Below are 13,472 nucleotides of genomic sequence, written 5' to 3'. Positions count from 1 at the left end.
TATTTTCACATTATTTTGTACCCCCACAACCATTTATAATTGCAGATTGAATAGCGCTTGCATTATAACTTGAGTTCCAAGAACCACCTGTACCATCAGCCAAATCTCTCCAGATATATTTTCCGTTTATTTGACTATTAACACCAGCTCCCAATACAATAACTTTAACAGATTTTCTGATACATTCAGCTTTTAATCTGTTCATTTCGTCAACATCTGCAGCTGTAGCATTATCATCATTTCCACCAGGTGTAATATCTGTAATGATAATCACATATTTCGCTACATTATTTCTAAATGCTCCTGCAAAATTGTGTTCTACCACTCTACTCAATGCCATATCTGTTGGTTCTGGTCCTCCAACTCCAGATCCAATGCTCAATCCGCCTCCTGGATTATTCAGCTTTTTAAGTTGATCTGTAAATGTGGAGATATTATTAGTAACAGCAGGCATCACTTCCATTGCCGTAATCCATTGGAAACGAGAATTAAGTCCAGTGTTTACAAATTTCTGAGATGCATTCAGGCTCGTATATGCAGGAGCAGTATGATAACTAGAAACAGTTCTGGAAGTATACTCATCGGCTAATACTATACCCAATCTATAATTATTACTTGATTCTCTTTGTATTGTTTCAACAATACTTGTAGCACCTGATTTAGCTGCTTCAATCTGACCTCCCATACTACCTGTATAATCAAATATGAATACTACATCCATACCCGAATCACATGGAGGCGGTGCAATAGTAATAGTAACTGTTGCAATATTACTGTCTAATTCACCATCATTAATATAATAAGTAAACGAATCTGTAAGAGCTGTTAAGCTACCATTATGTGTATATCTTATTTTACCATCAGCCATTAAAACTGCTGTTCCATTAGATGGCTGTGTTTTTATAAATACTGTTAATGGAGTATTTCCTAAATCATAATCATTGTCTTTAACTGCGATATCTACAAATCCTCCATTTGCTGTAGAAGCAAAATCATTAATTGCTACCGGAGCAGATTTAACACTGATCAATACCGTTGCAATATTACTGTCATCTCTACCATCATTAACACAATACGTAAATGAATCTGAAAGATTAGACGAGCCATCATGCGTATAAGTAAACGTATTATCACTGTTTAGAACAACCGTTCCATGAGATGGGTTTGATTTTTTAACAACCGTTAAGATGTCATTATCCGCATCGTAATCATTACTCAACACAGGGATAACTACTGTTTTACCAAGCATACATGAAGCTTTATCATCCAAAGCAATAGGCGGAACATTTGGTTTTTCTTTAGAACAACACAAGTAAGGCAATGAGAAATCTGCAAGAACCTGATTATTGGTAGCTGATCCGCAAATTAAAACAAAAGCTCCGCCTCTTTCTACACCCGCTAAATGCTCTAATCCTGATTTTCTTTCTAAAAACTCGCTTAAAAGTTCACTTGTAATTTCTTCTTTTCTAGGATCTTCTTTTACAATAGTTACCTCTTCTTTTGTTGGATCTGCAGCTCTTGTAAAGTCGACCTTATTTAATAATTTTAACTGACTGTCTAGTTTAGATAAGCTTAATAAAGCACTTTTAGAATCGGTTCTTTCTCTACTTATATCACTAGAGATCGTCATCAGCTGCTTTCTAAGTCCTTCTATCGAGACCGTTTTTACCTCAGTAGCAATTGCTTTTTCTACAGTATCACTTTTTTCATCTTTATTTAAAAGCAGTATAATGACATCAAAAGCCAACCCATATTGTCTTTTAAGATCGTTGATGTTTTGATATGCCGTTTCGAAAGGCATTCCCAAATGACCTTCAATTCTATAAAAATCGTTGTCATCAATATTATAATCTAACGGATTTTGAACAAAATCTTCTCTGGATAAATTGGTTGTATGATAGCTTAAATTATAAGTTTCTCTATCCGTTTTTGTTTTTTCGAAATTCCATTGAGTCAATAATGGTTTATTTACATTATAATAGTATGGAATTGCTTTATCACCCAATCTTACATTAAGACGAGAAGGAGTAATTTTAATTGGTCCGACGTACGCCTGAAATCCGTTTATTTTCTGTACAAAACGATTAGCAAGCATTACGATTTTTTCGTAATTCTCATCATCGGTTGTCGTTATAGGTGAATTATAAAAATTGTGACGAAGACGGTTATAATCTCCTAATTCCAGTTTTGCTCCGGCATGACCCAACAAAAGATGTTTAGGGAAAGAAGTTACACTTGGGCAACAATCGGCATTCAGATGTAAAATCAATCCTTTTATTTCGTTGTAAGTATCGATTAAATCTTTTTGTAAATCGTATCTATATTGGTAATCTTCTAATCTGGGTGACGTATTTTGAAATAAAGAATTCAGTTTATTAATCAATGTTTGTCCGCCAAGATTGACGCTCACTTTAAACATATTTGCAATTGCACCAAAACCATTGCTTAGTTGTGTCGCAGTATCGGTTGCGTTTTGAAATCTCGACTTCAGATCAAATGCGGATTTAACAGTAGCATCCAAAATAACTCTTTTCGCTTCTACTTTAGGCAAGCCATTAAAAAGCTCTTCATAAGCATTGTGAGCTTTGTAAATAGTGTCTTTTGCATCGCCACTCGCAATAAGATTTGTTACCGAGGCTGAATCTGCCAAAAGTACTTTAAGATTAGAAACCTGTTCTGCTCCTGCATTATCGCAATCAGCATCCTGACAAGGATTTTCTTCATTAGAATAACTTTCTAAATACAGAATAATCACTTTATTATAGATCGTATCCCGGAAGTCATATAACAGTTTAAAACCTTCATTATCTGCGCCTAAAGCTTTGTATTCTTCCTCGGTAACCAATTCCCAAAGAGGCACTTGCTGCCCTTCAATACGAAAATGTTTGTATTCGTATTTATCGATATATTCTCTATAATATTTGTAATTTTTAGCAGCAAAGTCGATGGTAGCTTCTGATGATGTAGCTCCTTTTTGACGAAGTGTAATTAGGTCTCCGTCTGTGGTAACTCCGGAGCCTTGTGTAATTTCAAGAGTATGAAGCAAAGAAGTATCGGGTGCCACTGCTTTTTCCATCATCACTTCAGGCTGCACGATTAAATCCACAAAAGTAGATTTGAAACCGCACACCACACCTACTCCGCTCAGACGAGTTCTTGAAAGCCTGTCTTGGTCTTCGAAATAGTCTATAAATTCGTTTAACTGACCTTCCGTTAAAACCTGACTAGGGTTAAACTTTCTATATTGGGTAGTTATATTATTTAATTTAGCATTCATTGTTTTTAGATTTTTATATGTTTGATTGTCCTAAAATTATTTTTCCGTCTGAGTCTTCGTCATCTTCCATCGCACAATCCAGAAGTTTTCCTGGTCGATAAATATTGTTCAGGTAAGTAAGAGCTTTTACTACATCATGAATACTTTGTCCTAAAGTTGCCGTGTTGTTTTTGGCTTTATCTGAAAGATATTTTTTAAATGCAACTTCAAAATCGGCTAAGTCGTTTTGAGCGGCTTCAGTTTCGAATCGATCTCCAACCCAGCAGATTTTTGCTAAAACGTGAGCCGGAATTTCCTGTCTGATCACTGTTTCGGCATAACGTCTGAAATCAGGATCCTGAAAACGATAGGCAAAGCCCGGAAGAACGACACTTACGCGGAAAGTATAAGGATCATAAACATCAATTTCGCAATCTTCACAAGAACTCATAAGCGCTTCTGAATATTTTATAGGATCTGCCAGAGAAGGATTTGCAATAGAAGAATCTTCCTGAAGGTCGTATGCAATTCTAAAAGTTTCCCCAATCGACATACATCCGATTCCGCCCATGAGTTTATAATCTTTAGCTGTCGGTTTTAATAATAAATGCTCAACAAGGAAAATTCCTTCTTCTGTGAAACCATATTTTAAATAATCTACCAGATTCACAATTCCTTTTTTTAATTCTCCTAAATCAGAATAAGGATTTGTTTTTTTGTGGGTAGCGATTACATTTTGCTTAACAGGATCATCTACAATCTCAAGATAGAAGTTATCGTTCAACGAAACACGAATTTTGATATTTCCAATTAAACAGAAATTATTTTTACACTCTCTTAATTGATTGATTGTATCTGCAAGGTTTTCGTCATCCTCTTTTAGTTGTTCTAATGCATTCTTAAGGTCTTCCTGATCTATTTGAATGGTCTGATAAATTGCTTCATTCAGATTTCTGGTTGCAGCGTACTCAATTTTATAGGAATTTACAGACGATAAAACAATATTGCTTTCTGCATCTTTTATCTTCCAGGTGTAGGTAAATTTATTGCTACCGATAGGTGTTTTAATAATTGAAACAGGCGATTGAGATAAAGTTCTTTGGGTGTAATCTTTAAGCCCCAACAAACGGGCAATCCTTTTTTGTGCACCGGAAATATTAGTCGTATTCCAAATATCTGTATCTGAAAATAAGGTGTAATTATATCCTAATCCACGGTCTTTACTTAATGATGTATATTCGTTTAAGAAGTTTTCTTTATTGCTTAAAACAATTTCGTCAGTAGAATTTCCGTATAATGATTTCATCAGGAAAGTATAATCGCTGAATGTTTCTGCAAAACGGGAAATCAAATGATCTAAAACTTCGTTTCTTCTTTCTACACTATTATCAAGCTCTTCGTACAATGAATCTGTAAGCTGATCTTCATTTTCGGTATCATAATCAGAAACCAATTCATCAAAGCCTTTGATATTTTTAAGAGCTTGTGTGAAATACGTTCTCTTTAAATCACCATTTACGCTTAATACTTCTTTTACTTTCTCAAGGTGTTTGAAATAACCGGCAAGAATTTGATCAAAAAACAATAAATAACCTTTTAATTGTTTTGCCAAAGCTTCCCTTTTAGGATTTTGATTTCCTATAATTCCTGATATTCCGACTCCATAAGTGTCCGGAAACTCATTTAAAATAGTCGCATAATTGGCTATATCATAAGAAGTTCCTTGCGGTAAAGTCAATTCTTTATTTTGTCTTGCGTCTTCTCTCAGAACTTCTTCTTCTCTTTTAAGAGTTTCAATATAATTCTGAACTTTTTCTTTATTGATATTCAACGGTAGAGACCCTTTGCTGTAACTAAATGAACTCAGCTCACACAATTCCGGTTTTCTGCCTTTTTCAATACAGATCAGCCAGTCGTTGTTTTGTTTTACCAAACTATCACAACCCGCAATAGAAATTTCATGAATTTCTTTCACACCATCAATCTTCATGATTTCGCTGATGATATCCGAAAGACGAACTTCTGTTCTTAATTGGCTCTTTCTAAGTTCTTCAGTATCAATAAAACCATTATCCAAAAGAGGTCCTTCAAAAATCTGATCTGTAGTAAAACCTCTGTCGAGCATCTGCTTCAGTGAATAAAAATGAACTTCCGGAGACAAATAATTATTGACTGCTCTGATTACTTTAGCATGCACCAATTCTTCGTCGGCTTTGTTGACAATTCCGATACGGGCACAAACAGCAACTTTTTGAATTTCGACTTTTTTAATTTCCGCTAAATCTTCACAAAGGCTTCTATTAGCGTGATAACGGTCTAATATTTTAGTATTGATATTAGATATCTCGCATCCAATACCATCAACAACGGTATCAACATCAATATCTTCGGCATAATCTACATAAAGATCATACATTCCTTTTACCTTAAAATCTTTTGTCTTTTTTCCGATAGGTTTAAAATCGAGATTTCCGGTTTCGCAATCAACATACAATGTTTCGGTTTTGGCAACCAACCAGCAATCTCGAATGGGTCTTTTATGCCCAGAAGCCATGCTGATATCGATAAATAATTTTCTGTAATCAAGCTCTGTTAAAGGTCTTGAAGGCAGAATTTCTGTAGCTTTTAAAAACTGGGTATGAATATCTTTCTTTTCGTCTTCAGAAGTCAAGATATCTTCCATATTCAGATTCATTCTCATCCCAAGATCTGTGATGGCATAGCTTAAAACTTCCAGAGTGGTAATACCAGGATCATGAGAATTGTAATCAGTCCAGAGTTTTCCTCCTAACTTTTCGATGTATTCAATACCTGTTTTGCGTAGAAAATGAAAATCATTCTGGTCTTCAGTTTCTATATTTTTGGGTATACTAATGTGCTTATTTTCTGACATGATTATGTTTTCTTCTATTTATAATTAAATACATACTTGATTTGTAATGCTAACTTTGTGTTCTTTGGCAGAAACCAAAATTGATTTCGGATCTACTTCTATTAAAGCCTGTTTTTGCAGCTCATCATTCACCGATATCTTCACTTCATCAATGTAATCTACATAAGGTAACTGCTCTAAGTAGCTAACAAGCTGATTAACATTCAGAACCACATTAAAATCAATTTCTTTTGCATCTGTAAAAGCCCAAGGAGAGATGTATTTTTTGATATCTTCATCTAATTGTTTCAGATAAAATGTTTCGTCATACTGCTCAAAGAATTTCACCTTCGCCTCTACTTTTGCTTCTTTGTAATTTGGATTAATTACCTGAGCATCAACATGCATTGTATTTAATTCGTTTACATAATTCTGGATTTTATTCAGTGTTGCTCTGCTTACTCTTGGCTGATAAACATCAAAAGCATTTTTATTTTTAATATTCGGTACCACCATCAAGGTTACATAACCCGGAGCCATGTAAGATTTTTCGGAGGTATGATTTAAACATTTCACCTTAAAAACTTCCGGAAATTCCTGCAAAACCAAATGCTCGTAATCCCATTGTGTGATTGCTCTGTGCTTGTGTCTCAATCTTTCACTTACACGTCTGTAAAACTCAGGATCTGTTTCCTGGTATTTACCGCCAAACGAGTTGTAGGGCTGATCAACAGATTTTATCTGAGCAACTCTTGTGATGAGTTTAGAAATGGTTTCTGCACCTAATCCGTTATTTAAATGAGATAAATCATTATCCTGATTCTGGAATGTCGCTAAAACTGCCTGAGTATAAATTCCCTGAATTTTGCAAACTGCATCATAGCTTCTTTGTGATCTCGCTCTGACCCAAACCAATCCGTCAGTAAATCTTGTGTGACTGGTGTTGATATCTTTAGAAATTTTAAACTTTACAATGCCAGATTCTAAAAATTTTCTGGTTTCATTCTGCAGGATATTACCCGAAAGATCAATCCATGTATTGCCGGAAAGAATGCTCCATTCTATAAACTCTTTTTCATCGAAAGTATCAGCTAAAGGGTTTTCACTTCCTTCCAACATCTGGATCAATAGTGAAACGGTTGTTTGTGGAGTTGCTTCCAGACCGATGTATAATTCACCTCCATTTTTATGAACCGGAACAATTTCCTGTATTTTAGCCTCTTTTTCGTATTGTCCGAATACATCTTCGTGATACAATTGTACGTCTTCGCTTTTTACAACTTCTCCTTCAGAACCTGTTTTTAAATTCAAATAAACAGAATCTTTCGCACTATAATTCAGCTCAATATCTTCCGCAAAAGGAATATACGGCTCGTTTGGAATCAGTTTTTCTGCTTTCGAATCACTTGATAACGCCAATGTATACAGTTTAGGATACACATCCTGTAATGAAGATTGGTTGAACGTTAATCTAATCGATTCACTTGTACCAGATTTATCATCATCATTATTCTTGATAGAAAATTGAGTTTGATAACCCGCACCTTCTATTTTTTTAAATACATCAATATTATTAGCTTTCGTATACCAAATCTCTTTGTGTAGTAATGCTGTATCTGCTTTAAAATAACCATCAGAACCTACAATCGAAGTTGTTAATTTTTGATAATCTGCCAAGCTGACATTTTGATTAGGGTTAATGACATACCCGCTGTATAAACCTGCTATAGATTCCGGAGTATTTTTCCAATTAATGGTGATGTCTGCATTTTCCCATTTTTTAGAAAACATTTCAGGACATTTAATAAAAAAATTAGACCCTTTAATCGGCTGTGCAGTGAATGGATAATAAGGTTTTTCTGAATTTAATGCACCATTATCATTTTCTATCTCAATAGATTTTACCCCTTTTACATCAACCGCTATTTCTATGTTTTTTACTAATGTTTCTGAAAGAGCTTCGTAAACATTGTAGTACTTTTCTCCTTCAATCATAAACCTTACAACAGGGAAATTGGTCTGAAAAGTTTCCAGCAAAACTTCCTTATTGTACTTTACAACCGGCTGGAAATCTCTAGGTAATGTAAAAGAAAGCTTTAATATGTCTTCTTCGTTTTGAAGACATTCTAAAGGAACACCAGATAACCATTCTTTTTCTCCACTACAAAGCACTTTGATATTGTTTATAATATCTTCATCCTCAATACCATGCAGTTTTTGCGCTGAATTTTCCTCAAAAACGATTGTAAGAGTTACCGTTCTTTCACCTTCTTTTAAATCAAATAAAGATGACGCCACCGAGAATCCCAGTTTAGCTTTTGGAAGCTCTTTGTAAATAGATTTTTTTTCTGCAATTGTTTCATTAGCGTTGTATCCGAAAGGCCACCAATAATTGCTTTCTTCCGGTAATTTATCACCAAGACCATCTGCAGTATTTGCTTTCGGAGCCATTTTCAGCTCTCTTTCTTTACCGTCGTTTAAAAAACTTTTTACCTCGACAACTTTTGCTTGATTGGCAATAAGGTCATCATTCGTTTTGTAAACCCGTTTTTTTCCACCAGCATCTTTATCGCCATCCAGCAATGTTCCGGTTGAAATTTTTTCCTGAAGCGCTTTTTTTGCCAATTCAAAAATCACATAAACTTTGTCTGATTTGGCATCATTTTTTTCAATTTGAAGTATTTCATTATAATAAAAATCCAAATGCCTTTTCGTTAAATTATTGAAAGCTTTTTTTGAAAAATCTAATAATTTTAAAAAGCAGACAAATAATGTTAAATGGGGTGTTAAGTTGCTGTCTTGCTCAAACTGGGACATCAAATCTGCAACCTGTTTTTTCATACTTTTGTACTCAACACTTTCTCTACGTGGGATAGCATCGGTATCATCACCCAGGAAGAAGTTTCCCCAGTTTCCTTTTGGTGTTGTATTATCATCTTTGTCAAAATAGTTTACACGTCTCGCAAAGTTATTTGCGAACAATAGCCAATCAAACAAATCGAAATCGTGTAATTCAAGATTGCCCGGATCTAATTCTGCTAAAAAGCGCTGCATTTGTGATTTTCCTTCACGGTAATGTGAAAATGTATCTGTTTTTTTCATTTGTTTATATTTATCTTTCTATGGTCAGATGCAATACTTATTGTAATGTTGGTAGTATTCAAAATGGCTACAGACATCCCGTAATTCATTATATTTCAGTTGCTTCCTCTCTATAAAAAGGAAAAACAATATTGCTTCTTGTATTGGTATTTCTTACTTCGTAGTCAACTGTTATTAAAACTTCTCCTTCAAGTTCTTCTTGGGTGTCGATTTCAATACTTAAAATGTTTATTCTAGGCTCATGGTATAAAATGGCACGCTCAATGATTCCTTTCATTTGGGTAATCAATGTTAAGTCTAGAGGACTAAAGAGCATTTCCTGCAGATCACATCCGTAATCGGGGAACATTACACGTTCGCCCGGTCTTGTTGACAATAAAATAATAAGACTATTATTGATGTCTTCTACATCGGAGGTCATTGCCAGTTTTCCTTCAGTCTCATTAAACTCAGGCGGAAAACTCCAGCCTGTCCCTAAAAAATCTGTATTTATTTTCATACGTTATTTTGTATTATGTTTAGTTATAGCATTTTGCATCTGTAACATAGAGTTTTAGTTTTTCTAACTGTTTTGTTATTGATGTTTTACTTTTTACTTGAGTTGAATATTATTTAAATGCAGTTTATCATTATATAAACCTGTGTTTAAATATTATCCACCTATTAAAACAGTAGCTTCACCAGCGGATATTACGCCTCCATGTGCTGTAGAATCTCCCATTCTTGCGGCGGGTTTTCCACCGATCATTACACTTGAAGATCCTGATGCAATCGTATCTGGCGGACCTGTGCATATTGCTTTGTCTCCTACTCTTGCGGCGGGTTTTCCACCGATTAATACAGTGGGTTCTCCTGCCGGAATAATGGGGCCTCCAACGTGTGGAGTTGTTCCTGTTACCATTGGACAGGTATGCATATCTGTAATTCTTGCTGCCGGTTTCATGATTAATTAATTTTTACTTGAGATCCTTTTACCACGGTTACAGCTCCGGATTTAAGTTCAGAACCTGAGCTGCCTTCTGCTTTCAACTGAGCACTTGCTTTCACATTGATATTGACTCCTTCCATCGTAATGTCGCCTTTTGCTTTGATCTTGATATCTTTTCCGCTTTCGATACTGATACCGTCTTTATTAAGAGTCAGAATATTAGAATGTTCATCTTCTATTTTAATAACATCGGCATCTTCATCCAAGATCACTTTTTTGCCTTTTGGAGTTTCAAGTGTGTATGAAATTTTATCATCATTAAAGATCATTTTCATTTCGCTTCGGGTAACAAATCCTTTTTCGTGATTATCGTCAGAAGCTACAATTGGAGCCGGTTTTGTACTGCTGTTTAACATTCCAAGCACCACTGCGTCATTGGGATCGTCGTTAATAAATCCGATGATCACCTCATCTCCGATTTCCGGTCTGAAAAATGAACCTCTGTTTTCTCCTGCATCCAGCGTTGCAACTCTTGCCCAAATTCCTTCCTCTTCGTTATTGATGATTGGGATTTGTACTAAGATTCTGTCTTCACCATCCGGATCTGATTCTAATTGTGAAACCACACCGATGTGTAATCCGCTTATTGAAGGAATAATTCCTGAACCCGGCATTTCGCTTACATCATAAGTTTCTGAAAACCATGTTGGAGAAAGCCCAAACTGAGCATCAACCAGCCAGTTTCCATCGACAATTTCGTGACGAACACCTGTAACATAAATTTTTCCGTTGAATCGGTTTCCGACTCCCTGAACCGTTAATGTAACTCCCGGTATTACCTCTGGAATTCCCTGAAACTGTATTCTTCCTCTTGTTTTTGCTAATTGCTGGAAAGTTGCTTTAGCATTACTCCAATCTTGCAGTTCGTTTTGGGTAAGATTTCCGCCATGTTTAAGTTGCAGATCTTCAATTCCGAAAACTTTTGCCAAATCTCCGGATGAAAGATTTCCATTAAGATTAATTGCAGGATCCTGAGCTTCAACTTCGGTCAGTTCCTGATCGGTATAGCTCCAGGTTTTAGCTGTAATTTTATTAAATTGATCTCTTGCGTCTATCTCTCCGTCAAATTCATGGACAGATGATCCGTAAATTACTGTTTCTACTTCTTTTGCGCTGAAATCCGGTTTAGCAACTTTAACGGTTCCGTTTTCAACAAAACATAGTTTACCATTGGCTTGTGCTCTGGTCAACATAAAATCCCAGTCTGAAGATTGATACTGAACCAGCTCTTTATGCGAATTTGAAGTCGTTTCTACATCGGCAGTTGCACCGCTATTACCAATCAATTCTTCGATGATATCACTGTCTTTACTGTCGTAGAAGTATTTGCTTTTTCTTCCTAAGGTCATTTTTACAGCCTTATCTCTACATTCGATGATGAGGTAAGAAGAGCCACTTCTCACTTTTATATTATGTTTTACAACAACCCCTTTAAAAATGGTTTCTTCTTCAGAATGATATCCTGCAGTGATCTCAATTTCTTTTCCTGGAATAAGCTGTTCTTCGTTACTTAGTTTGAAATCCTGTTCCGGGACACTTCCATCTAAAATAACAATGCGGGCATAAGGAATTCTGTTGACTTCTTTTTCTACCACGATGCTTTTCACTCCATATTTTCCCGGCAGCTCTGTACCTCCAGACATCACCTTAAATGTGACCAGGTCTGGATTTTTTGCTGTTTTTATGTATCCGCTATTGTTCATGTTATGATTTTTTTAAGGGTGGAAAATATAATGTGCTTCCTGGTTTTAATTGTCTGAAATTGACAAGACCATTTGCTTTTGCAACTTCCAGATAATACTTAGAATCTCCGTAAATCCTTTCGGTCATTAAGGGTAATGTATCTCCGTCTTGTACAGTTCTTTTGTGGGTAAGATCCGGGGAATTATTTTTTTTCTCCGCTGCCTCTAGTTTAGGACTTATAGATTCACTAAATTTTGCTTTTCCTATAGCTCTCAAGGGTTGTCCCTTATTATCAAACATCTTATACTCTACAGTAAATTCTGCTAATACCCCTTTAAATTCAAAATCACCCCAATTAAGAATAACATTGTAAGGTTTATGTATAGGACCTGCAACCTGACCTGTAGCCTTATAAAAAGCATCAACCTGATCTTTTACAGATGTTTTTTCAAAAGCTTTCCCTTTAATTTTATTGATAAGCTTATTTCCTGAATAGGTTTCTGTAACTCCTGTACCATCAAATAGAAATTCTAATTGTAAATCAGTTGAAGGGGATGCAACATATTTTAAATCGGCTTTAGCTGTTCCTAATGCTTGACCGGGTTCAAGTTCTGTTTTATAAGTAACAGAATAACCCGTAGGATTTATAAAAGCTGTAAAAGCCTTGTTATCAATTCTTTTTTGATAATCAGAGTTTTCGTATGTTCCTATTGTTAATTTTTGAAGTGCTCCTCCCATTATCTTTCTTTTTTACGTTTTTCAATATTTACTACCTGTTCCACGCTTTCGCTAATTGCCCGCATCAATTTTTCTTCATCTATAGAAGTGGCAGTTTGCGTTGCAGCGGCTGCTTTTTCGTCCACATTTATTTTAATGTGAAGCTCTTTTATTTCTATTGGCATTTCGTTTGTTTTTTAATCAATTATTAATATTCAAAACACTAATAACCAATGATTTAACATATTTATTTTTAAAAATCTAAGCACATAAAGAGTGTGTTCAGTCTTGTTATAGACCAATCCTTTATTTTTTTATCTGAAAATTTTTGCTGAATGTTATATGAAAACTAACACACTTTAAAGTGCTTAGATAGATTTAGAAATTACAAGCCTAAGCTTGCTAACGATGAGGGTATTGTGAAATATCTATATTTCAGTTCTATGGTTTCAATAGCAAGTTTGCTTTCTTCGGCGTTGAATTCTGAAACTTCCCATTTTACAGGGTATGCGCCAACTACATTCCAAACCATTAAAGGTGCTGTAGACTGAAGCCCGCCGTAAAGAGAAACAATAAGGTCTCTGGGTTCAAACTCGAAGTTTTCCATAGCATTTCTGCACCAGCTTATCAATCCGGAACTTACGATTAACCCACGTTTAAGAACTAAATTTGGATATTTTGGTCGCAAAGGAAGTTGATGAGTAAATCTGTTCTCGCCTCCTTCTGCATATTCTTCAGTTGTAATTTCTGTTGATAAACCAGATATAGACTGAAATCTGGAGTCAATACCCTCTGTTGTTGAAATCCCATTAACAATAAAAGAGAAACTAGTTGGAGGATATAAAAGAGCCATG

At 35.3% G+C, this 13,472-nt stretch carries 9 protein-coding genes; all 9 read right to left on the bottom strand.

The window, feature by feature from the left end; genetic code table 11:
• Positions 1–10 precede the first annotated feature (10 nt).
• A complete protein-coding gene (locus OEW74_RS16135) occupies positions 11–3,277 on the bottom strand; it encodes an Ig-like domain-containing protein (protein ID WP_265429450.1) in 3,267 nt (1,088 codons plus the stop codon).
• 13 nt (positions 3,278–3,290) lie between these two features.
• A complete protein-coding gene (locus tag OEW74_RS16130; RefSeq protein ID WP_265429449.1) occupies positions 3,291–6,149 on the bottom strand; it encodes a hypothetical protein in 2,859 nt (952 codons plus the stop codon).
• 24 nt (positions 6,150–6,173) lie between these two features.
• The gene (locus OEW74_RS16125; protein ID WP_265429448.1) at positions 6,174–9,230 is read right to left on the bottom strand and encodes a baseplate J/gp47 family protein; all 3,057 of its coding nucleotides are present in this window, start codon (positions 9,228–9,230) and stop codon (positions 6,174–6,176) included.
• Between the two features lie 88 nt (positions 9,231–9,318).
• Complete coding sequence (locus OEW74_RS16120) at positions 9,319–9,729, bottom strand: GPW/gp25 family protein (RefSeq protein ID WP_265429447.1); 411 nt, start codon at positions 9,727–9,729, stop codon at positions 9,319–9,321.
• Between the two features lie 153 nt (positions 9,730–9,882).
• Positions 9,883–10,173, bottom strand: coding sequence for a PAAR domain-containing protein (locus OEW74_RS16115; RefSeq protein ID WP_199766237.1), 291 nt, complete (start codon positions 10,171–10,173; stop codon positions 9,883–9,885).
• Positions 10,174–10,175: 2 nt separating this feature from the next.
• A complete protein-coding gene (vgrG, locus tag OEW74_RS16110; protein WP_265429446.1) occupies positions 10,176–11,921 on the bottom strand; it encodes a type VI secretion system tip protein VgrG in 1,746 nt (581 codons plus the stop codon).
• 1 nt (position 11,922) lies between these two features.
• Positions 11,923–12,639, bottom strand: a complete 717-nt coding sequence (locus OEW74_RS16105) for a LysM peptidoglycan-binding domain-containing protein (RefSeq protein ID WP_265429445.1) — start codon at positions 12,637–12,639, stop codon at positions 11,923–11,925.
• A complete protein-coding gene (locus tag OEW74_RS16100) occupies positions 12,639–12,803 on the bottom strand; it encodes a DUF5908 family protein (RefSeq protein ID WP_265429444.1) in 165 nt (54 codons plus the stop codon). Before OEW74_RS16100 ends, OEW74_RS16105 begins: the two co-directional genes overlap by 1 nt.
• Before the next feature lie 200 nt (positions 12,804–13,003).
• A partial coding sequence (locus OEW74_RS16095) for a phage tail protein (RefSeq protein WP_116098348.1) occupies positions 13,004–13,472 on the bottom strand: 469 nt, incomplete at its 5' end.

The sequence above is a fragment of the Chryseobacterium sp. YIM B08800 genome (assembly GCF_026163565.1).
In the GTDB taxonomy this organism is placed as follows: domain Bacteria; phylum Bacteroidota; class Bacteroidia; order Flavobacteriales; family Weeksellaceae; genus Chryseobacterium.
Note: the sequence above shows the minus strand (reverse complement) of the source record. Positions and strands in the feature narration are given on the sequence as shown.

Coding starts and splice junctions, on each gene's coding strand:
- OEW74_RS16135 (WP_265429450.1), bottom strand. CDS start 3,277: ATGAATGCTAAATTAAATAATATAACTACCCAATATAGAAAGTTTAAC.
- OEW74_RS16130 (WP_265429449.1), bottom strand. CDS start 6,149: ATGTCAGAAAATAAGCACATTAGTATACCCAAAAATATAGAAACTGAA.
- OEW74_RS16125 (WP_265429448.1), bottom strand. CDS start 9,230: ATGAAAAAAACAGATACATTTTCACATTACCGTGAAGGAAAATCACAA.
- OEW74_RS16120 (WP_265429447.1), bottom strand. CDS start 9,729: ATGAAAATAAATACAGATTTTTTAGGGACAGGCTGGAGTTTTCCGCCT.
- OEW74_RS16115 (WP_199766237.1), bottom strand. CDS start 10,173: ATGAAACCGGCAGCAAGAATTACAGATATGCATACCTGTCCAATGGTA.
- vgrG (WP_265429446.1), bottom strand. CDS start 11,921: ATGAACAATAGCGGATACATAAAAACAGCAAAAAATCCAGACCTGGTC.
- OEW74_RS16105 (WP_265429445.1), bottom strand. CDS start 12,639: ATGGGAGGAGCACTTCAAAAATTAACAATAGGAACATACGAAAACTCT.
- OEW74_RS16100 (WP_265429444.1), bottom strand. CDS start 12,803: ATGCCAATAGAAATAAAAGAGCTTCACATTAAAATAAATGTGGACGAA.